Genomic DNA, 19,599 nt, shown 5'->3' with positions numbered 1-19,599 from the left:
ATGAGTCTAGAAAGCATCGCGGCCCTCGCCCCGGCGTGGGGATCGGCCGAACCACGCCGGCGGGGGCGCGCGCTGGTGGCGATCGCCGACGCGCTGGACGACGCGGCCGGCGAGCTGGTCCCGCAAGCGCAGGCGGAGACCGGCCTGGCCGAGGGACGGCTGTGCGGCGAACTGCGACGAACCACCGTGCAGCTCCGGCTTTTCGCTGAGGTCGCGGCCGCGGGTGCGTTTTTGGACGTACGCCTCGACCCCGCCGACCCGGACTTCGTCCTCGGCCCACGTCCCGATCTACGCCGTTACCTGGTGCCCCTCGGACCGGTGCTGAACTTCGCCGCCAGCAACTTCCCGTTCGCCTTCTCGGTGGCCGGCGGCGACACCGCGTCGGCGCTGGCGGCGGGATGCCCGGTGCTGGTGAAGGCGCACCCCGGCCACCCGAAGCTCTCCGACATGACCGCCGACATCATGCGTGGCGCACTGGTCGCATCCGGGATGCCCGCGGACGTCCTGGGGCTGATCCACGGCCAGGACGAGGGCGTCGAGGCGCTGCGCGACGACCGGATCGCCGCGGCCAGCTTCACCGGCTCGTTGCAGGCCGGGCAGATCCTGGCGCGGATCGCGGCCGAGCGCCCGCGGCCGATCCCGTTCTACGGCGAGCTCGGCAGCCTCAACCCGGTCGTGATAACGGAGGCCGCGGCGGCCGAGCGCGCGTCGCAGATCGCGGCCGGGTACGCCGCCAGCGTCACCGGTTCGGCCGGTCAGCTGTGCACGAAACCGGGACTGCTGTTCGTGCCGGGCTCGTTCGACCCGCGGGAGGCGTTCGCCGGGATCGGCTCGCAGCCACTGCTGCATCCGGGCATCGTCGGTGGGTACTCGCGCCGCCGTACGGAGGTGCTCGGTACCCCAGGCGTACGGGTGCTGCTCGAAGGAACCCTGGATGATGGCGGCGCCGCACCCACCCTGGTCGAGACGGACCTCGCGAATCTGGCCCGGCACCGGGACACGTTGCTGGCCGAGGCGTTCGGGCCACTGTCCATAGTGGTGCGATACGACCCGTCGGAGGGCCTGGCCGAGGACCTCGAGGTGCTCGTGGAGGGCTCGCTGGCCGCTGGCGTCCACATCGGACAGGACGAGGACTCGCCGTGGCTGCGCGATGTCGTCGAGGTGCTGCGCGAGCGCACCGGGCGGCTGCTGTTCAACGGCTGGCCCACCGGCGTCGCGGTGACGCCCGCGATGCAGCACGGCGGGCCCTTCCCGGCCACCACCAACCCGACGACGACCTCGGTCGGCACGGCGGCGATCGCCCGCTTCCTGCGCCCGGTCACGTATCAGGACTGCCCGCCGGCGCTGCTGCCGGAGCCGCTGCGCGACGACAACCCGTGGGGGGTGCCCCAGACGCTATCCGCGGCCGGGCTCTCCGCGCGGTGGGGCGAGGCCGTCGGCTAGCGGGAGATCCATCTGAACCTCGGCTCCTCCGATACGTCTTACTGCCATGTGTGATTGGTCGGAGGCGCTGCGGGAATTCGGCCGTCTGGTGCCGGGCACGGTCGGGGACGGCTCTCCGTCGGGCACGCTGGCGCGCACGGTGCTCGGGCCGTTGCAGGCGTACCGGTTGAGCGGCACGCCACAGTCGTTACGGCGCAGCGCCCGCTCGGCCCGGCAGGAACCCGCGGATCTGCTGCGGATCTCCGTCGTGCTGGACGGCTACGGCATCGTCTGCCAGAACGACTCCCAGGTGCGCGTGATGCCCGGTCAGCTGCTGGTCTCCGAGGCCGGGCGCCCGTTCGACGTGGTGCTGAAAGGGTCGTGGCGGACCATGGTGCTCACCGTCGAACGCGACGCCCTTCCGCTGCCGCGGGAAGTCCTGCGGCGGTCGCTGCGCCGCACATACCCGCTCGACGACGGCCCGGGCGGCGTCCTGGCGGGCTACCTGTCGGCCGTGATCCGCGCCGGCGCGGGGCCGATGAGCACGGCGGCCGGACCGATCGGCGAGGCCGGGCTGTATCTCATCGCCGGTCTGCTCGGCGCGAGCGAGCCGCCGGAGACCGACGCGGCGGCGGACGCCCAGCGGATCCGGGTGCTTGGTTACGTTCGTGCCCACTTGACCGATCCCGGCCTGACCCACTCCCGGATCGCCGCCGCCCACCACATGGCGCCGCGCACCCTGCATCGCCTGTTCGAGGACGAAGCTCACACCGTCACCGAGTACGTCCGGCTGCGGCGGCTGGCCGCGGCCCACGGTGAGCTGGCCGACCCGCGGCTGCGCCATCTCACCGTCGCGGGCATCGCCGCCCGCTGGGGATTTGCCAGCCAAGCCCACTTCACCAGGGCTTTCCAGGCCCGGTACGGGGTAGCGCCGTCCTCGCTGCGACGCGGCGCGCTCGGGCAAACCACGCGGCGCGAACAGGCAAAATCGAACGCCCTGACCGCACTACCGTTCGGCACGAGTGAGGACACGGGGGAGGCCGCCTCCGAGCAGAACCGGAGGCGGCCTCAAAAAGTGAACTCAGGGCCTGAGTACGCGTCGTAGCAGGTATGACATGGTCTGCCGACATCGGCACCGCGCTCGGCTGGCTGGTCCCGGACCCGATCGGTGACCGGGCACCGATCGGCACCCTGCGGCGCACCGCGCTCGGATCGCTGTCCGCGTACCGGCTCAGCGGGTCGCCGCAGGTACTCCGCTTCAACGCTCCGGCGGCCCGGCGCCAACCCAAGGGAATCGTGCGGATCTGCATCCCGGTCGACGGCAGCGGCGTCCTCGACCTGCACGGCGAACGGCTTCCGCTGGAGCCGGGCTCGATGGCGATCCACGACGCGGCGGACCGGGTCGACGTGCTGCTGGAACACCCCTGGAGCTGCGTCGTGCTGGCGGTGGACGGCGCGGCGCTCGCCGTGCCACGCCAGGTCCTGCGGAACGTGATGAGCCGCCCCATCCGGATCGACGCCGGCCCGGGAGCCGTGCTCTCCGGCTTCGTCTCGGCCGCCATCCGCCAGGGCCCGGCCATGCGCGGCGCCGCGGCCGACCGGGTCGGCGAAGCGGCCCTGCACCTGATCGCCGGCACCGTCGGCGCGACCGAGCTGCCCCAGTACGACATGGCGGCTGACGCTCTGCGTTCCCAGGTTCTCGGGTACGCCCGCACGCACCTGACCGACCCGGACCTGACCCACGCCCGGGTCGCCGCCGCCGTGCACCTGGCGCCGCGAACGCTGCACCGCCTGTTCGAGAACGAGCCGTACACGGTCACCGAGTTCATCCGCCTGCGGCGGCTGGAGGGGGCGCACCGCGAGCTGACCGACCCGATGTTCCGCCACCGGAGCATCGCGGCGGTGGCGGCCCACTGGGGCTTCCCCAGCCAGGCCCACTTCACCAGGCTGTTCCAGGCCCGCTACGGCACGTCCCCGTCCGCGCTCCGCACCAGCCGCTGAGGCCCAGGCGCTACCGCGGATGGCCATCAAAGCGGCGCCCTCCGCTTTTTCCCGATTTAAACGATATGTCAACAGCCCGTTCGCCGGCGCGTACGTCAGCGATCTGATCGCCGTCCGTCCGCGAGCCCCCGCCTATCCCCACATATCCGACATTTCGTGATATTTTTCCGATCGGCTGGGCCGCCGGACAGGCAAGCTTGGCGCGCGGCCGCGCGGCGCTTCCATTCCGTGAGACGGGCGACCGCCTGCTGAGACCCGCGCCCGCATCATGGACCCACCGTCCGCAATGTGGGATAAACGTCCATTGTAGAGAATACTTTTGTCACGTAACGAGGCTTTCGCCCGGCAGCTTTCTCCGGCCGAATGTGAACCTTGGAGAGTTATGGCTCGTATGTGGGCGCAACTTTCCAAGGTTCACAAAAATCCACGATGTGACCGCGGTGTCCACATAGCGGGACCACCCGGCCGCAAACGGATCGCCACAGCGACTCACGAGGCCGTGGAGCTGTTGAGCTGACGGCGAGGCCGCCCCCGGTGGGTGCCGGAGGCGACCTCAAACCTCACTAGGCGGCCGGCTTCCAGGGGCCCCACGGGTCGCCCGGGGCCTGGTTGCGGGTCCACCACTGGGCCACGTACCTCTTGCCCTGGTAGGAGACCACGTCGCCGGTGTTGAAGATGCGCGACGCCGTCCACAGGGTGGTGCCGTCCGGGGCGGTGGCGAGCTGCTCCCACGCGCCGTACGGGTCGCCCGGCTTCTGGTTCTGGGTCCACCACAGGGCGCGCCACGTGCCGCCCTGGTAGGAGACCACGTCGCCGGTGTTGTAGATCTTCGTGGCGGACCACGCCGGGGTCGACGGCAGGGTCAGGCCCACCAGCACCGGGTCGTGGTCGGAGGCCGCGAACGGGTCGGCGCCGTTGAACAGCAGCGTCGCGTTGTAGTTGTAGCGGCTGTACGCGTACGCCACCGCTTCCTGGGCGTTGATCTGCCAGATGTCGGCACCCGTCGCCATCGCCAGGGCGGGACCGTTCGCCAGCACGTGGTCGAGCGAACCCTCCAGGCTGTTGAACGAGTACGTCCACTCCGACGTGCGGTACTTGCTGCCCAGGTCGGTGTAGCCACCGGCGTACAGGGTCTCCATGGGGTCCTCGTGGGTGTACGAGTTGAAGTCGCCCACCAGGAAGATGCGGTTCGTGCCGAGGGCCGCCGCGGACTGCGAGGCGAACGCCATGGTGTCCTGCGCCTCACGCACCCGGGTGGCGTTGTAGGCGCCCTGGTCCACGGCCGGCGAGGACGTGTCCTCCTCGTCGCCGGGGTAGAGCGGCGCGCCCGCACCCTTCGACTTCCAGTGGTTGGCCACGACCAGGAACGCGTCCGAGTCGGCCGCCCCGGCCTTCTTGAAGCCCTGCGCCAGCGGCTCGCGGGCGATGGAGAACGGCTCGCCGTCGTCCGACGAGGTGGTCAGCACGGCGGACACCCCGACGGGGGTGATGTCGGCCGGCTTGTAGATGAACGCCGTCCGGATCACGTCCTGGTGATCCAGCGGCGGCAGCGCCGAGGCCGCGGGCGACGGCACGTACGCCCAGACCTTGGCACCGGCGGCCGTGTTCAGCGCGTCCACCAGCCCGGAGAGCGCGGTGTCGCGCGGCTCGCCGAACCACGCCGAGTTCTCGATCTCCTCGAGCGACACGACACTCGCGTCGAGCCGGTTGATGCCGGTGACGATCTTCGACTGCTGACGGGCGAACGAGGTCGCGTCCGCGGCGCCGCGCGGGCCCGGGGCGTGGCCGTCGGCACCCGTGCAGGTGTTGACCGCGATGTGGTTACCCGCGCGGTCGTTGTAGTACGAGCAGGTGCCGAGCCCGGCGGACACGTACCGCTCGCCGGTCATCGGGAAGTAGTTCTCCACGTTGAACGTCGCCAGCTTGGTGCCGCTCAGCGTGTCCGGGTGCTCGTTGGCCGAACGCCGGTCGCTGAACGTCGCGACCGCCGCACCGTCGTCGGCGACCTGGGCGCGCGGCTGGAAGTTCCACAGCGAGAACCGGTAGTCGAGCACCACCGGCTGGTGGAAGCTCACCGTGGCGCCGACGCTCACCGGGTTGGTGGTGGTCAGCCACGGCAGCGGCGTCGCGCTGTTCGCGGCGGTCGAGAAGTTGGTGCTCGACCCGTCGTCCAGCGTGACCATCCGCGCGGCGTTGTCCGCGGTCGTGGCGACGGCGGCGGGGCTGCCCGCCTTGCCGGCGTCGGTGGGCTGGCGCAGCGGCGTGGTGCCGGCCGCGAGCGTGAACGAGCCGTAGAAGTTGGCGTCGTAGTTGTCGCTGACGGTGAAGGCGCCCTGCGGGGTGAGCAGCTCGCCCTCGTGCGCCTCCTTCTCCGCGTCGGTGTCCAGCTGCGACCACGGCAGCGTGCGCGGCGTGACGGCCGGCAGCGGGGAGTCCAGCTTGCTCACCGTGGGGGTGCTGATCTCGGTCTCGCCCTGGAACTCGGACACCTTGCCGGTGACCCGGACGCTCTCGCCGACGCTCACCGCGGCGGCCGAGATCGAGCCGAACACGAAGACGCCGTCCGAGGCGCCGGGCGTGGTGTCCGGACCCGGGGTCTCGACGAAGAAGCCGCTGAAGCCGCCGGACGGGTAGGCCGCGGTCACCACACCTTCGGTGGTCACGGTCTGCCCGGCGTACGGGGAGGTGTCGGTGTCGGTGCCCTGGATCTGCGCGATGCTGAGGTCCTGCGCCGGGCCGGAGACCTGGAAGGTGAAGGTCGCCGAGCCGGTGGCGCCGTCGCCGTCGGTCGCGGTGACGGTCACCGTCGAGGTGCCGGCCTGCGCCGGCGTCCCCGAGATCACCCCGGCGTCCGAGAGGGTCAGGCCGGTCGGCAGGCCGCTTGCTTGCCACGTGTACGCCCCGGAGCCGCCCGACGCCCGGAGGGTGACCGGCGCGACGGCCGTTCCCTGCACGCCGTTCTGGGTGCCGGGATTGGTCACCGTGACGGTGGTGACGCCGCCGTCACCGGCCGCGTTCTGCGGGACGGGCGTGGCGACCGTGAAGTCCGCGGAGTTGTCGTCGGTGTCCGCGCCGGTCGCCGCGCGCTGGTAGCTGAGCACCAGCGAGTTGCCGGTCGCCGCGGTCTTCTCGGGCGAGTTGCTGGTGCCCCAGCCGATCTTGTCGATGACCGCGGGGTCGGTCGGCAGAACGCCGGACGTGCCGCTGGCGATGAATAATGTGCCGCCGCCCGCGCCGGGGTTGACGCTGCCGCCGGTGCTCAGGTCGGCGGCCGGAAGCGGCGCGCCCGGGTTCGAGGCGGCGCCGTTGCCGGGCAGCTGGATGAGGAAGTGACCGTGCGCGGCCACCGTCCCGGACAGGGCGAACACCTGCGATCCACTCGGGACGACGGTGCTGGTCGGGGCGCGGTACTGCAGCGAGTCGCCGCTCAGGTTGATCGCGCTTGACGTCGGGTTGAACAGCTCGATGAATTTGTTCAGAAAGCTCGCACCGATGGATCCACCGTTGACGTACGCCTCGCTGATGACCAGGCCGTCACCGGCCGGGTTGGCGTTCGCCGGGGTGGCGAACAGCGAGGCGGCTACGCCCACCGTGGACAGTGACAGCGCACCGGCGGCTATCCGTCGAAATTGGGCACGGGACACTTACCCGAACCTCCCAGGTAGCAGTGATTAACGAAGGGACGTTAGGCGTCCCGCGTCCACTGCAGGGAGGACGAGATCTGAACGTGATGTGACAGCTTCCCGGAATCGAAGGGTGGCCCGTGCGGGCACGGGCCACCCTTGCGTCGGTGCGTCTCAGGAACGGAACCATTCCAGCAGGTCACGGTTGATGGTGTCGTGCTGCGTGGTGGGCATGCCGTGCGGGAAGCCCGGATAAGTCTTGAGCGTCCCGTTCTGGACGAGCTTGGCCGACTTCGGGCCCGCGTCGGCGTACGGCACGATCTGGTCGTCGTCGCCGTGCATGACCAGCACCGGGACCGAGATCTTCTTGAGGTCGGCGGTGAAGTCGGTCTGCGAGAAGGCCACGATCCCGTCGTAGTGGGCCTTCGCGCCGCCCATCATGCCCTGCCGCCACCAGTTCTCGATGATGGCCTCGGACGCCTCGACGCCGGGCCGGTTGAACCCGTAGAACGGGCCGGCGGCGAGGTCGCGGTAGAACCCGGACCGGTTGTTCGCCACCTGTACCTGGAAGTCGTCGAAGACCTTCTTCGGCAGACCCTCCGGGTTTGCCTCGGTCTGCACCATGATCGGCGGAACCGAGCTGATCAGCACGGCCCGCGCGACCCGGCTCTCGCCGTGCCGGGCGATGTAGCGGGTGACCTCGCCGCCGCCGGTCGAGTGCCCCACGTGAATGGCGTCGTGCAGGTCGAGATGGTTGACCACGGCCGCCAGGTCGTCCGCGTAGTGATCCATGTCGTGCCCGTCGGCGACCTGCTCGGAGCGCCCGTGGCCGCGGCGGTCGGCCGCCACCACCCGGTAGCCCTGCTGCAGGAAGAACATCATCTGGGTGTCCCAGTCGTCCGACGACAGCGGCCAGCCGTGGCTGAACACGATGGGCTGGCCCGACCCCCAGTCCTTGTAGTAGATCTCGGTACCGTCGTTCGAGTTGATCCGTGGCATGCGTTCCCCCTCTTGCGATCCGCGCTCCGGCCCCCAGGCGCCCGGACGCGCTCCTGGCTTCACGTTCGCATCGCGGCCGGTGCCGCACCAGAGCGAGGCCCGTGACGTCGGTTACGTGCTCCCCGCCGCAAACAACCACGAAGGGCGAGGTGCACAGTGGATTGCGCGAAAAAACTTTCCACGTGCGGGAGGATCGGGCACATGCGGAACGTGGAGTGGGCCGATGCGCTCGGCGAGGCGTACCGGGAAGCCCTGAATTATCTGGCCGGCACGCCGGAGCAGCCGGTCGGCGCCCGGGTGGACGCCGCGGAGATGCTGCGGCGGCTCGGCGGGCCGTTACCGGAGCAGGGCGCGGACACCCGGAGCGTGCTGGCCGCGCTGGCCGCGACGGCGACGCCCGGACTGACCCGCAGCACCAGCGGCCGGTTCTTCGGGTTCGTGATCGGCGGGTCGATGCCGGCCGCGCTCGGCGCCGACTGGCTCACCTCGGCCTGGGATCAGAACGCCGGCCTGGCGCACCTGACCCCGGCGGCCGCGGCGGTGGAGGAGGTGGCCGGCGGCTGGCTGAAGGAGCTGTTCGGGCTTCCGGCCGCGGCCTCCTTCGGACTGGTGACCGGCGGCCAGATGGCGAACCTGACGGCGCTGCTCGCGGCCCGCGACGAGGTGCTGCGCCGCGCGGGCTGGGACGTGAGCGCGCGCGGGCTGCGCGGCGCGCCGCCGGTGCGGGTGCTGGTCGGCGAGCACCGGCACGGCACCGTCGACCGTGCCGTGCGGGTGCTCGGGCTCGGCGACGACGCGATCGTGCCGGTGCCGGCCGACGAGCGCGGCCGGATGCGGCCGGAGGCGGTGACGGTCGACGGGCCGACCATCGTGTGCGTGCAGGCCGGCGAGATCAACACCGGGTCCTTCGACCCGTTCGAGGAGATCGTCGGCGCGGCCCGGGAGCGCGGCGCGTGGGTGCACGTGGACGGCGCGTTCGGGCTGTGGGCGGCCGCCGCGCCTGCCCGCCGGCACCTGCTGGCCGGGGCGGAGCGGGCCGACTCCTGGGCCACCGACGCGCACAAATGGCTCAACGTCCCGTACGACTGCGGTCTGGTCTTCGTCGCGGACGAGCGGGCCCACCGGGCGGCGCTGCGCATGCGCTCGGCCTATCTCGCGCACGGCGACGAGGGCGTCCGGGACCCGATGGACATGGTGCCGGAGTTGTCCCGCCGGGCCCGCGGCTTTCCGGTCTACGCCGCGCTGCGCGCGCTCGGCCGCGACGGGGTCGCCGAGCTGATCGAGCGCAGCTGCGCGCTGGCCCGCCGGTTCGCCGAGCGGCTGGCCGCGGCCGACGGCGTCCGGGTGCTCAACGACGTGCCGCTGAACCAGGTCCTGGTCGGCTTCCCCGGCCGCGACGATGCGCCGGCGATCATCGAGCGGGTCCAGGCCGAGGGGACGTGCTGGCCCAGCGGCACCACGTGGCAGGGGGAGCAGGCGATGCGGATCTCGGTGACCAACTGGTCGACCGACGAGGACGACGTGGACCGCTCGGTCGCGGCGATCCTGCGCGAGCTCAGACGTTGAGCCCGGCCCGGATCGCGAGCTCAGACGTTGAGCCCCGGCCCGGATCGCGAGCTCAGACGTTGAGCCCGGTCCGGATCGCCTTGATCGCCTCGGTCAGGCCGGCGAACTGTGCCTCGGTGAGGACGTCGACGAACAGGGTGCGGACCAGCTCGGCGTGCGCGGGGCCGGTCTCGTCGAGCAGCCGCCGGCCCGCCGGGGTCAGCGCCGCGAACCAGCCGCGGTCGTCGCCGGGCGCCGCGCTGCGCCGCACCAGGCCGGCGCTCTCCAACTGGTCGACCTGGTAGGTCAGGCCGCTCTTGGACGTGCGCGCGACGCCGGCGAGCTCGGTCATCCGGAGCTTGCCGTCCGGCGCGGCGGACAGGCGGACGAGCACCTCGTACTGCGAGTGGGACAGGCCGGCGTCGATGCGTAGCTGTTGTTCGACCCGCTTGGTGAGGGCCGTGTGCACAGCCAGGAATCCGGCCCAGGTGTGCTGCTGCTCGTCCGTCAGCCATCGGGGTGCGGTCACGCGGGAAAGCGTACCCGCTCGGTGGGAATTTGATTGTCAGCAGTTGTATCGGTGTGTAAAGTGATGAAGTTCGACTTCGAACTAGCCGGTTAGAGAAATGACCATCCGGCCGGTGACATCGGCGTTCGTCTCTGGCTTACTCGACCCCATGAGCTGGCGCAAATACACGCTGATTCCCCGGTTGATGTGGCTTTCGCTCGGTGCGCCGCGCGCCCAGAACCGTGCGTGGGAACGGTATTGGCAGGGCATCGGGAGCGACGGCGAGGTCCTCTGGGAGACCGACGAGCCGGCCGAGCGCGAGCTGCTGACCACGACCTTGCGCCGGTACGCCGATCTGAGTCTGCCGATCGTGGATCTGGGTTGTGGTTCCGGCCGGCACACCACCCACCTCGCCGAGCTGTCCCCGCGAGTGGTGGGAGTGGACGGTTCCGCGGCCGCGATCGCGCACGCCGGCCCGGGCGATTTCCGGGTCGCCGACATCACCGAACCCGGACTGGGCGCGAGCCTGCACGCCGAACTGGGCGACGCGAACGTGCGCCTGCGCGGCGTGCTGCACCTGCTCGACGACGCGGCCCGCCGGGCCGCCGCCGCGAACATCGCGGACCTGCTCGGCGGCCGCGGTTCGCTGTACCTGTGCGAGACCGACCACGCCGGTGACCCGCTGGACCTGCTGTACGCCCAGGGCGCCCGGCTGACCGGCCTGCCCCGGGTGGTCGACCGGCTGGTGCGCTCCGGGGTGCGCCCGCCGCGACGCTTCACCGAGACCGACCTCGGCGCCACCTTCCCGTCGCCGCCGTGGCGCATCCTGCAGCACGGCACCACCGAGATGTACGGCGTGCCGCTGACGCCGGGCGGGCCGATCCAGCGGCTGCCGGCCCGGTACGCGGTGGTGCGGGCGCCGGTCACGCGCTGAGGTGCCCGAGTTCGATCCCACGGCGGATCAGCTCCGGTTTGGTGCCGGCCTCGAGTTTGAGGCGCAACCGTTTGACGTACGTACTCACGGTTCCGTCGGCGAGTCCCATCCGCGCGCCGATCTGCGCCTGGGTGAGACCGCTCGCGAGCCACCGCAACGTCTCGACCTCCCGCGCGGTCAGCTCCCGCTCGCGTTTGCGCGGCTCCGGGGCGATCTGGCTGAGCAACGCACCGAGCAGCTCGGCACCGACGTGCAGACCCCCGTGGCGTACGGTCTGGACCGCCGCCAGCAGCTCGGCCGCGCTCGACTCGCGGGTCAGCAGCGCGCGCACGCCGCCGCGCAACGCGACCGGCAGGTTCGGCGGCGCGTCCGGCCGGCACAACGCGATGATCCGGCTGTCCGGCGGCCGCAGCTCCCAGAAGTCCGGCGCCAGGCGGGCGGCGCGCTGCGCGTACAGGTCGAGCACGAGCAGCGCGGGCGGGTCGTCGGCGGGCAACGCGGTGATGCTGTCCACCCACCCGCCGACGCGCACGCCCGGCGCCGAGGCGAGCACGTGCGCGAGGCCGCTGCGGACGATGGCGTTGTCCGACACCAGGGCGAGCGGGACCGTTGCGTTCGTCATCTCGGGAACAAGGGAATCAGGGGTTCGCGCCCGCTCCTACGGCGTAGCACGGTGGCCGGAACCCAGGCACGCGAGTCCTACCCGGGAGGGTCCCCTTCCGGGGTCTTCGATTCGCCGGCCGGCGGTACCGGAACGGCGCGTACGCGGCCGCGGCCGTGATCCCGGTGAAGGACTCGGCGCGATCGTGCGCGCGGGGCAACGTGGTCGTGTGGCACCTCATGAGCTCACGCTCGGGGATTTCCTCCGGCGCAGGCGCGCGTCGCTGACTCCCCGGCACACCGCCCCGGACGCGATCGCGCGCCGCGTGCCCGGGCTGCGGCGTGAGGAGATGGCCCGGCTCGTCGGGGTGAGCGTCGACTACTACGTCAAGCTGGAGCAGGGCACCCGGCGGATCACGCCGAGCGGCAACGTGCTGCACGCGCTCGGCGACGTCCTCGGGCTCGACGACCTGGAACGCGAGCACATGTACGACCTGGCCCGGCTGGACAACCGCCCCCGCGCGGCCCGGGAGTCCGCGGTCCAGACGGTTCGCCCCGGCACGTTCCGGCTGATGGAGTCGTTCCTCGGACTGCCCGCGATCCTGTTCGGGCGCCGCACCGACGTCCTCGCCGTCAACCCGATGGCCCGGCTGCTCGTCGACGACTTCCCGGCGCTGCCGGCGCGGGACCGCAACGGCGTCCGATGGGCGGTGCTGGGCGAGCGGGTCCGCGAGATCCAGCCGGACTGGCCCGGCACCGCCCAGTGCCTGATCGGCATGCTCCGGATGGATCTGGGCCGCTACCTGCACGACCCGAAGACCATCGCGCTGATCGACGAGCTGTACCGGCGCAGCGAGGTGTTCCGCGAGATCTGGTCGCGCGGCACGGTGGCGCGCAGCATGACCGGGCCGATATTCCTCAAGCATCCCGAGGCCGGCCCGATGCACCTGAACGTCGAGGCGGTCCGCGTCACCGACGACCCGGACCAGACGCTGCACGTGATGATCCCGTGCCCGGACGCGATGTCGCAGGCCGCGATGGCCGAGCTGAGACGGCGAACGGGCCCTCCCGCGAGAGGGCCCGTCTGACCGCCGCCGGATCAGGCGGCGGCGCGCACCGCCTGCAGCGCCTTCGACCAGGTGATCAGCTGGTCGAGCTGGGTGTTCAGGTCGTTCTCGTGGTGCGCCTTCGGCTGGAAGTCGGTGAAGTTCTCGAAGTCGTTCACCAGGCTGACGATCACCTGGGTACGCACGTCGGCGATCTGCAGCTCGGCCATCATCAGGCGCAGGTGCTCCACGGCGCGCGCTCCGCCGGCGACGAAGCCGTAGCTGACGAACGAGGCGGCCTTGTTGTTCCACTCGTTGTACAGGAAGTCGATGGCGTTCTTGAGAACGCCGGAGGTGCTGCGGTTGTACTCCGGGGTGACGAAGATGTAGCCGTCGAACTCGGCGATCTTCTTCGACCAGTCCTTGGTGTGGTCGTTCGCGTACTGCCCGTAGGACGGCGGGACCGCCTCGTCCAGGTGGGGGAGCGGCCAGTCGAGCAGGTCGACCAGCTCGAACTGGGCGTCGTCACGCTTCGACGCGAGGTCGTAGACCCACTTGGCGACGCCCTCGCCCTTACGGCCGGGGCGGGTGCTGCCGAGGATGATACCGATCTTGGGGGGTTTGATTGCTTGAGTCACGTATCGAAAGGTAGGCGTGTCCACCCCGGACAACCACGTATCAGTAGTACGAGTCAGGTGAGCTGGGCGTGGAGCTGGACCAGCCGCGCGCCGGAATCCCGGTCGTCGCGGCGCGGTTGCATGACGACCAGGCGCTGGCTCGACATCGGGCTCAGCACCATCGTCACCTCGAGCTCGATCGGGCCGACCAGCGGGTGCTCGATCCGCTTGTACGCGCACCGCACGCTGGCCACGTCGTGATCGTCCCAGATCCGGCGGAATTCGTCGCTCGCCGCCAGCAGCCGCCGCAGAAACGCGAGCGCGCCCGCGTCCTCGCACCGGCGTGCCAGCGTGGCGCGCAATTCCGCCGCCATGTACCGGCTCGTGTTGTCGTGGTTGTCGGCCGGTTCCATCCAGTCGCGCCAGCCCGGCTCGGTGAACCAGCGCCAGAGCATGTTCGCCCCGGGCCCCTCGACGCCGGCCATCGGGCCGAGTAGCTCGGTGCTCATCGCGTTCTGCACCAGCACGGTGGCGAGCTCGTCGGTGATCGTGGCGATCACCGTCGGCGCCATGGCGTCCATGGCCGCCAGCAGGTCCGGGTGGGCCGGCTCGTCGCGCCGGTCGCCGATCGGCGCCTGCTGCCCGACCAGGCTGTACATGTAGTCGCTCTCCTCGGCGTTCAGCCGCAGTGCCTTGGCGATGCTGCCGAGCATGGCCGGCGACGGCATCGGCCCGCGCCCGCGTTCCAGCCGCTCGTAGTAGACGACGGACATGTTGGCCCGCTCGGCCACCTCGTCTCGCCGTAGCCCCGGGGTGCGCCGCCGGTCCAGGGCGGTGATACCGGCCTCCTCGGGAGACAACCCTTCGCGCCGCCGGCGGAGAAAGTCTCCCAGCGTGGATCGGCGCGCCTCGTACGCGATCGTCATGCCTCAAATGCTTGCACGCGCATAGAGCTTGCCGCCGCAAACCGTTGCTTGCGGTGAAAATGGTCACCCGTGAATGGTGACGTCCCCGGACGCGATCCTTCGCGAACGAGCGTTCGTTTTCGGCCCCGGCCCTGCATTCCAGGATCCTAGGATGCCCTGCGGGGTGTGTGGCGGGCGATCGGGTACGCGCTGAGCCGCCTCGGCCCGGAGCCGAGGCGGCACGAGCGTCAGGAGGGGAGCAGGGAGGATATGTCGGGCTTCGCCGGGAGCAGGCCGTCCGCCACCGCCAGATCAGCGAGCGTGTCGATCGACTGCCGGTTGATGTCGGCCGGGAACTTCGGCAGGACCAGCTTCTCCCGGACGTCCGGGGCGATCTTCGTGTACGAGCCGAGGATGGTGCGCACCTCGTCGGGGTGGGCGTCGGCGTACGTGAGGGATTCCTTCATCGCCTCGGTGAAGCGGTTGACCAGGTCCGGATCGTCGGCGAGCAGCTTCTGCGAGGTGAAGTACATGGCGACCGTCAGGTCGGGCGCCACGTCCACGTAGCTCGACGCGATCTTGCGGAAGCCGGCCGCGACCGCCGCCTGCTGGAACGGCTCGACCACGAAGATCGCGTCGACGCGTCCGCCCTGCAGCGCCGGCACCTGGTCGGGGAACGCGAGCTCGGCGAACTTCACCTTCGACGCGTCCCCGCCGTCCTTCTTGATCGAGGCCCGGACGCTGGTGTCGACGATGTTGTTCAACGTGTTCGCGGCGACCGTCTTGCCGGCCAGGTCCTTGGGTGACTTGATCGGGCTGTCCGCCTTGACGAACAGGCCGGCGAAGTCGTTGCCGTCCTGGCCGGTCGAGTTGTTGCCGTTCGCCACCACCTTCAGCGGCACGTTCTTCTGTTTGGCGAGCAGCAGCGAGATCGAGTTGCTGAAGCCGAACTGGTATTCGCCGCTCAGGACGGCGGGCACGATGGCCGCGCCGCCCTGAGCGGGTGTCAGCGTGAGGTCGATGTCGCGTTTGCTGAAGAAGCCTTTTTCCTTGCCGAGGTAGATCGGCGCCACGTCGACGATCGCGATGACGCCGGTGGTGACCTTGTCGGGCCCGCTCGAGGCGGCTGGTTTGTCGCTGTCATCGGAACCGCACGCGGTCGTGACCACGAGGGCGGCCGCGGTGAGAATCGCGAGAAAGGGGGAGCGTCGCACCGGAAACTCCATCCACAGAAGGGAATTCTCACCGCAACCTAGGTGCCCGGGTGCACGATCGTCAATGGCTACGACGCCCAGTCGATCTGTGGCGATCGATAGAAGTCCACCCCCTGCTGGACCCAGCGCGGCCCGTACGCCCCGAGGCGTGCCCGGAACGACTCCCAGTCGTGGTCGTCCGCGGAGGACCAGCCGAGTTCCGCGATCGCGGGCAGCCGGGGGAACGCCATGAACTCGATGTCGCCGATGTCGCGCAGCGTCTCCGACCACAGTGGAGCTTCGACGCCGAGGACCGCGGACTCGGGCACGCCGGTCACCAGCGTGCCGGGATCCCAGTCGTACGCCGTGCGGACCTCGATGAAACCGGCCCAGGACAGCCCGAGCACGGTGTTGCGGTCGTACTTCATGTCGAGGTACGCCTTGTTGGCCGGCGACATGACGACCTTCATGCCGTTGGCGACCGCCGCCGCGACATCGGCGTTGGACGTGTCGGTGCTCCAGTACTGCGCCACCGCCTTCGTCGCGGCCGGCGCGCGGGAGATCTCATTCCAGCCGTACGCGGTCTTGCCGTACTTCTTCACGAGCGGCAGCACCCGCTGCTGGAACGTCACGTAGTCGGCCGGCGTGGTCGCGTGCGCCTCGTCGCCGCCGATGTGCAGGTACGGGCCGGGCGTGATCGCGGCCAGTTCCCGGATCACGTCCTCGACGAACTTGTAGGTGATCTCCTTGCCGATGCACAGCGAGCTGTACCCGACGTCGGTGTCGGTGCGCGGTTCCGGCGCCACCCCGTCACAGGTCAGCTCGGGGTAGGCCACCTGGGCGGCGTTCACGTGTCCCGGCATGTCGATCTCCGGGATGATCGTGACGTACCGGTCCGCGGCGTACCTGACGATGTCTTTGTATTGCGCCTTGGTCAGGTAGCCGCCGCCCACGCCGTCGACGCCGGTGCCCGCGCCTCCACTGATCTTGGTCAGCTTGGGCCACGAGTCGATCTGGATGCGCCAGCCCTGGTCGTCGGCGAGGTGCAGATGCAGCGAGTTGATTTTGAAGCGGCTGATGTCGTCGATGTAGCGCTTGATCTCGCCGGGGGTGTGGAAGTGGCGGGCCTCGTCGAGGAACGCGCCGCGGAAGCCGAAGCGCGGGACGTCGACGATCTGGCCGCCCGCGACGGTCCAGTCCGCGTGCTGCCTGCGTGACGCGTCGATGGCGGCGGGCAGGAGCTGGCGCAGGGTCTGGACGCCGTGGAACAGGCCGGCGTTCGCGTTGGCCCGGATGCTCACGCCGGACTTGCGCACGTCGAGCTGGTAGCCCTCGGAGCCGAGGCGCGCGCCGGCGTGCCCGGTCTCCAGCGAGATGGCCGGCGCGCCGTGCGGGGCGCGGTCGACGACGGGCAGGCGGTAGCCGGTGGCCGGGCGCAGTGCTTTCGCGAGCTGGTCGGCGACGTTGCGCGCGGACCGGGGCGCCTCGATGACGGTGTGGGAGTCGAGCCGGAAGGTGGTGTTGCTCGGGTGCACCTCGGTCGGTGCGGGCAGCACACTGCCCAGCTGGATCGCCGGGTGCGACGCTTGGGCCGGCGCCGAGATCAGCGCCAGGGGCAGCGCCGCCCCGGCTAGCAGTACAGATAGTCGTCTATACATGAGCCTGACGCTACATACAGATCACTCTATCTGTGAAGACTCTTTAACGATTCGACAGATAGTCCCGGGCCGTCGTGCGCAGCCTTTCATGCATTCCCTCGTACGCCGTGGCCCCGCCCAGGTATCGCTTGGCGACCTTGGCGAGGACCGTGTAGTTCGGGTCGCACACGTTGCCGATCGGCGCCTCACCCACCTGGCCGAGCAGCTGGTACGCGTCCAGCGTGTCCAGCCCGGCCAGGTCCGCGGTCCAGGTCACCAGGTCGTGCTGGCTCATCCGGTACGCGTCCTCGAGCGGCCGTGCCGAGCCCGCCGACATGAGCGACTCGTCGGTCTCGAACCGTGGCGTGGCGGCGAACTGTCCCTTGATCACGTCGACGATCACCACCGTGTTCATGGCCGCCTCCACGCCGGTGCCGGTGACCTCGCCGTCACCCTGCCGGCAGTGCCCGTCGCCGAGGGCGAACAACGCACCCGGCACGTTGACACCGAAGTAGGCGGTCACCCCGGCCCGCAGCTCCGGGGTGTCCATGTTGCCGCCGTGCACGTCCGGCACGATGGTCATCCGGCTCTCGAACGAGGCCGGCGCCACCCCGGCGGTGCCGTGCATCGGGTCGAGCGGCATCTCCACGCTGAAGTCGCTGCGCCGCGCGTGGTACCGGATGGTGCCGGCGGCGACGTCGACGTCGTAGCGCCACACCAGCTCGTCCAGCGGCGGCTGCAGCGTCGCCGTGGTGTGCGTGCCGGTCAGCGCCCCGAAGTGCGGGAACGTCGACGAGACGGCCCAGTCCCGGGCCGGCACGATCTCGACGAAGTGCACGGCCAGGGTGTCGCCCGGCTCGGCGCCCTCGATGTGCACCGGGCCGGTGACCGGATTCAGGTACGGGAACTCGCACACCACCGAGGGCAGGTCGTCGACGCCGCGCACCCGGCCGCCGAAGCAGTCCTCGGTGGACAGCTCGAGGATCGTGCCGGGCTTGACGGTGCGGACCGGCTCCCGGCCGCCGAACGTGTACGACAACTCGTCGGGCGTAGGACGGTAGGTGACGACTTCGGTCATCGGGCGGTCTCCTCGCTTACCTCGGCTCCCATCCCGGCCAGCTCGGGTTTGCGGCCGGTGACGTAGAAGCTGATCAGGATGATCACGCCGATGCCGAGCCAGACGAACCCGAGCCGCTGCGCCGCGACGTCCGCGTTGATCACCACGTACAGCAGGATAAGGAACCCGATCGCCGGGCTGATGAGGTGCCGCAGCCAGTCGCGGCTGCCCTGCCGAATCACGTAGTGCACGACCACCGCGACGTGCAGCGCGAGGAACGCGGTCATGGCGCCGAAGTTGACCAGCTGGGACAGCAGCGAGATGCCGTCGTCACGGGACGACATGTAGAGGCCGAGGCCCAGCGAGACGGCCGCCACGAGCAGGGTCGCGTTCGCGGGCACCTTGTGTTTTTCGTTGATGCGGCTCAGGAACTTGGGCATCTGGCGGTCGCGGGCCATGGCGTACAGGAGACGGCTTGTCGCGGCCTGGGCTACCAGAGAGTTGGCGAATCCCCAGGCGATGGCGGTGGCCAGCGCGGTGAGCTTGGACAGCCAGGCGCCGCCGGCGACGTCGGCCGCGTTGTAGAAGGCGGTGCCGTCCGGGTCGCCGTTGGCCAGCAGGCCCGGAACGTCCGGCACGAGCAGCGACGCCACCCAGGTCTGCACGATGAACAGCAGACCGGCGAGCAGCAGCGCGCCGACCATGGCCCGGCCGATCTGGCGGGCGTCCTCGCGGCTCTCCTCGGCGAGCATCGAGATGCCGTCGAAGCCGAGGAACGACAGCACCGCGATGGAGACCGCGCCGAAGACGACCGACCAGGAGAACGTGTCGGCGTTGTAGAACGGGCTGCTCCAGGAGAAGTCGTTGCCCTTGCCGTTGGCCAGCGCGACGATCCCGACGATCAGGAAGATCGCCAGCACCACCAGCTCGGCCAGCAACATGATCTTGTTGACCCGGGCGGTCATCTTGATGCCCAGGTAGTTGACGATCGTGTTGAGGATGACGAAGCCGCACAGCCACAGCCAGACCGGGATGCTGGACACCAGCGAGTGCATGGCGACGCTGGCGACCAGGTAGAGCAGGCCCGGGACGAGCACGTAGTCGAGCAGGATGACCCAGCCGGCGAGGAAGCCGACGGGTGGGGCGATGCCGCGGCCGGTGTAGGTGTAGACCGAGCCGGCCATCGGGAAGGCGCGGACCATCTGCGAGTAGGACAGCGCGGTGAACATCAGCGCCACCATGCCGATGACGTACGCCAGCGCGACCATGCCGCCGGAGCCGTTGAAGACGCTGCCGAAGATGCCGAACGGTGCGATCGGCACCATGAAGATGAGCCCGTAGATCAGCAGATCGGTGAAGCTGAGTGACCGGCTGAGCTCCTGGCGGTAGCCGTATTTCTTGAGATCGGCCGTGTCCGGTTGAGTCATCGCGCGCCCCCTTGTTGGCTGCCTGGGCGCACGTTAATCCAAAAGCTTGAATGAGAAAAGGTTTCTTAGGAAAGGGGTTAGTGAG

16 protein-coding genes are annotated in these 19,599 nt (G+C 70.1%); 6 read left to right on the top strand and 10 right to left on the bottom strand.

Annotated features, from left to right (window positions below):
* From HH310_RS14655 to HH310_RS14645, 3 genes are read left to right on the top strand one after another with little or no spacing between them, the layout of a single operon-like run.
* Nucleotides 1-1,443 carry an aldehyde dehydrogenase (NADP(+)) gene (locus HH310_RS14655; RefSeq protein ID WP_169176061.1) on the top strand — a complete coding sequence of 481 codons (1,443 nt, stop codon included), beginning with the start codon at nt 1-3 and terminating at the stop codon, nt 1,441-1,443.
* Between the two features lie 46 nt (nt 1,444-1,489).
* The gene (locus HH310_RS14650) at nt 1,490-2,527 is read left to right on the top strand and encodes a helix-turn-helix domain-containing protein (RefSeq protein WP_169176060.1); all 1,038 of its coding nucleotides are present in this window, start codon (nt 1,490-1,492) and stop codon (nt 2,525-2,527) included.
* A gap of 5 nt (nt 2,528-2,532) precedes the next feature.
* Entirely contained in the window at nt 2,533-3,423 is an 891-nt protein-coding gene (locus HH310_RS14645; protein WP_169176059.1) for an AraC family transcriptional regulator, read from the top strand.
* A gap of 563 nt (nt 3,424-3,986) precedes the next feature.
* On the opposite strand, the gene HH310_RS14640 is transcribed toward HH310_RS14645, so the two are convergent.
* Entirely contained in the window at nt 3,987-7,067 is a 3,081-nt protein-coding gene (locus HH310_RS14640) for an ExeM/NucH family extracellular endonuclease (RefSeq protein ID WP_169176058.1), read from the bottom strand.
* A gap of 153 nt (nt 7,068-7,220) precedes the next feature.
* On the bottom strand, nt 7,221-8,045 hold the full coding sequence (locus HH310_RS14635) for an alpha/beta fold hydrolase (protein ID WP_169176057.1): 825 nt from the start codon (nt 8,043-8,045) through the stop codon (nt 7,221-7,223).
* A 201-nt stretch (nt 8,046-8,246) separates the two neighbouring features.
* Here HH310_RS14635 and HH310_RS14630 point away from each other — a divergent pair, with 201 nt between their 5' ends.
* Complete coding sequence (locus HH310_RS14630; protein ID WP_169176056.1) at nt 8,247-9,611, top strand: pyridoxal-dependent decarboxylase; 1,365 nt, start codon at nt 8,247-8,249, stop codon at nt 9,609-9,611.
* 52 nt (nt 9,612-9,663) lie between these two features.
* Here HH310_RS14630 and HH310_RS14625 read toward each other — a convergent pair whose 3' ends face one another.
* A complete protein-coding gene (locus HH310_RS14625) occupies nt 9,664-10,119 on the bottom strand; it encodes a MarR family winged helix-turn-helix transcriptional regulator (RefSeq protein ID WP_169176055.1) in 456 nt (151 codons plus the stop codon).
* A gap of 148 nt (nt 10,120-10,267) precedes the next feature.
* Here HH310_RS14625 and HH310_RS14620 point away from each other — a divergent pair, with 148 nt between their 5' ends.
* Entirely contained in the window at nt 10,268-11,032 is a 765-nt protein-coding gene (locus HH310_RS14620; RefSeq protein WP_169176054.1) for a class I SAM-dependent methyltransferase, read from the top strand.
* On the opposite strand, the gene HH310_RS14615 is transcribed toward HH310_RS14620, so the two are convergent.
* Nucleotides 11,022-11,654 carry a response regulator transcription factor gene (locus tag HH310_RS14615; protein ID WP_169176053.1) on the bottom strand — a complete coding sequence of 211 codons (633 nt, stop codon included), beginning with the start codon at nt 11,652-11,654 and terminating at the stop codon, nt 11,022-11,024. The two genes, HH310_RS14620 and HH310_RS14615, sit on opposite strands and share 11 nt — an antisense overlap.
* Nucleotides 11,655-11,862: 208 nt before the next feature.
* Between HH310_RS14615 and HH310_RS14610 the strand changes: the two genes are divergently transcribed.
* Nucleotides 11,863-12,720, top strand: a complete 858-nt coding sequence (locus tag HH310_RS14610) for a helix-turn-helix transcriptional regulator (protein WP_169176052.1) — start codon at nt 11,863-11,865, stop codon at nt 12,718-12,720.
* Nucleotides 12,721-12,731: 11 nt separating this feature from the next.
* On the opposite strand, the gene HH310_RS14605 is transcribed toward HH310_RS14610, so the two are convergent.
* The 6 genes from HH310_RS14605 to HH310_RS14580 all read right to left on the bottom strand — a co-directional run bounded on the left by HH310_RS14605 (nt 12,732) and on the right by HH310_RS14580 (nt 19,514).
* Nucleotides 12,732-13,316: an NAD(P)H-dependent oxidoreductase gene (locus HH310_RS14605; RefSeq protein ID WP_312034070.1), complete on the bottom strand. Its 585-nt coding sequence runs from the start codon at nt 13,314-13,316 to the stop codon at nt 12,732-12,734.
* Nucleotides 13,317-13,369: 53 nt separating this feature from the next.
* Nucleotides 13,370-14,221 carry a helix-turn-helix transcriptional regulator gene (locus HH310_RS14600; protein WP_169176051.1) on the bottom strand — a complete coding sequence of 284 codons (852 nt, stop codon included), beginning with the start codon at nt 14,219-14,221 and terminating at the stop codon, nt 13,370-13,372.
* Nucleotides 14,222-14,448: 227 nt separating this feature from the next.
* Complete coding sequence (locus HH310_RS14595) at nt 14,449-15,414, bottom strand: ABC transporter substrate-binding protein (RefSeq protein WP_312034069.1); 966 nt, start codon at nt 15,412-15,414, stop codon at nt 14,449-14,451.
* A gap of 68 nt (nt 15,415-15,482) precedes the next feature.
* Nucleotides 15,483-17,051: a beta-N-acetylhexosaminidase gene (locus HH310_RS14590; protein WP_169176049.1), complete on the bottom strand. Its 1,569-nt coding sequence runs from the start codon at nt 17,049-17,051 to the stop codon at nt 15,483-15,485.
* Between the two features lie 43 nt (nt 17,052-17,094).
* Nucleotides 17,095-18,108, bottom strand: a complete 1,014-nt coding sequence (locus tag HH310_RS14585; RefSeq protein ID WP_169176048.1) for an acetamidase/formamidase family protein — start codon at nt 18,106-18,108, stop codon at nt 17,095-17,097.
* Nucleotides 18,105-19,514, bottom strand: coding sequence for an APC family permease (locus HH310_RS14580; protein ID WP_169176047.1), 1,410 nt, complete (start codon nt 19,512-19,514; stop codon nt 18,105-18,107). Before HH310_RS14580 ends, HH310_RS14585 begins: the two co-directional genes overlap by 4 nt.
* Between the last annotated feature and the right edge of the window lie 85 nt (nt 19,515-19,599).

The sequence above is a fragment of the Actinoplanes sp. TBRC 11911 genome (genome assembly GCF_012933445.1).
In the GTDB taxonomy this organism is placed as follows: Bacteria; Actinomycetota; Actinomycetes; order Mycobacteriales; family Micromonosporaceae; genus Actinoplanes.
This window is presented reverse-complemented; position numbering and strand designations above follow the sequence as displayed.